Annotated in this window: 1 protein-coding gene; it reads right to left on the bottom strand. The window is 62.6% G+C overall.

Translation table 11 applies throughout. The features are described from left to right. Nucleotides 1-270: 270 nt before the first annotated feature. Nucleotides 271-1,299 (bottom strand): IS110 family transposase, encoded by a 1,029-nt coding sequence (locus tag AB3X99_RS40840; protein ID WP_342950349.1) that lies wholly within the window; start codon nucleotides 1,297-1,299, stop codon nucleotides 271-273. Between the last annotated feature and the right edge of the window lie 75 nt (nucleotides 1,300-1,374).

Raw genomic sequence — 1,374 nt, 5'->3', positions numbered from 1 at the left:
CAAAAAAAATCTATGGTCACCCCCGTTTTTGCAACCTTGATCGTTGACGTTGTGGTTGGCTTGCCTAAATCTATCCGGCGTCGTTGTGGGGATCACTCCCCGCGCCACGATGAGAGTCGCGCCTGATGGTCCTTAAAACCGCCGCGGCTTCGAGAGCCGATTTTTTTAACAGGTTGTCCGTCAGGCCGGTATGCCGTTCACGTCATCAAAGTTCAGCGGTCGCAAAACCAGGTGGGGGACTGCGGTAAAGCGTGGTTGGGGATCGGGCGCTCAGGCCGGCGCGTTGAGGCCCGGTCGCGCATCGAACGTGCCGTGGCGAGTCGCCAGTGCCCAGGCGGTGCGCGCCAGCTTGTTCGCCAGCGCGCAGGCCACGACGTTCGAGTGTCGGCGCGTGAGCATGGCGCGCACCCACTCGGCGAGCCGGCCACTCTGCCGATGGAGCTGCTGCATGTAGACGCGGGCGCACTGCACCAACAGGCGCCGGATGTTCTTGTCACCCCTCTTGCTGATGCCCAGCAGGTTCGCCCTGCCGCCCGTGCTGTATTGGCGCGGCACCAGTCCGATCGACGCGGCAAAGTCGCGGCTGCAGCCGTATTGCTTGCCGTCCCCCATTTCGGCGGAGAGCACGCTCGCCGTGATCGGACCCACGCCGGGGATCGTCAGCAAGCGCTGGCCGAGATCGTCGTCGGCGAGCTGGCGCGCCATCTCCTTGTCGATCTCGGCGATCTCCTCACTGAGGTACTTGAAGTGCGCATGCAGGCGCTCGAGGATCTCGATCAGGCGCGGCGGCAGCGTATGCTCGGCCAGCACGGCCGGCAGTCGCTTGATGACGGATTGCCCGACCGGCAGGCTGATGCCGAACTCAAGTAGAAAGCCGTGGATTTGGTTAACGGCCTTCGTGCGGTCACGAATCAACGAATCGCGCACACGGTGCAGTGCCGAGAGCATTTGCTGCGATTCGGTCTTCGGAGTAACGAACCGCATGGCCGGGCGCGACGCGGCCTCGCAGATCGCTTCGGCGTCCACGAAGTCATTCTTGTTACCCTTGACGAACGGCCGCACGAACTGCGGCGAGATCAGTTTGACCTGATGCCCGAAGCCCGCTAGCTTGCGGGCCAGGTGATGGGCGCCAGCGCACGCCTCCATGACCACCGTGCAGGCGTGAAACGCGGCAAAAAACTCAATCAGCTGCTTGCGCCCCACCTTCTTGCGAAACACGGCCTGGCCGTGCCGGTCCTGGCCGTGAAGGTGAAAGGAGTGCTTGCCCAGATCGATTCCAACCAGCGTCACATCCTGCATGATGGCCTCTCCAGAAAAGAAAACACCCTACAGCGTAACCCGCGTGTAGGGTGGGGGTGACCATCTCATTACCGC

The organism is Paraburkholderia sp. BR10882 (assembly GCF_040948855.1).
Classification (GTDB): domain Bacteria; phylum Pseudomonadota; class Gammaproteobacteria; order Burkholderiales; family Burkholderiaceae; genus Paraburkholderia; species Paraburkholderia nodosa_A.
Note: the sequence above shows the minus strand (reverse complement) of the source record. Positions and strands in the feature narration are given on the sequence as shown.

Coding starts and splice junctions, on each gene's coding strand:
- AB3X99_RS40840 (WP_342950349.1), bottom strand. CDS start 1,299: ATGCAGGATGTGACGCTGGTTGGAATCGATCTGGGCAAGCACTCCTTT.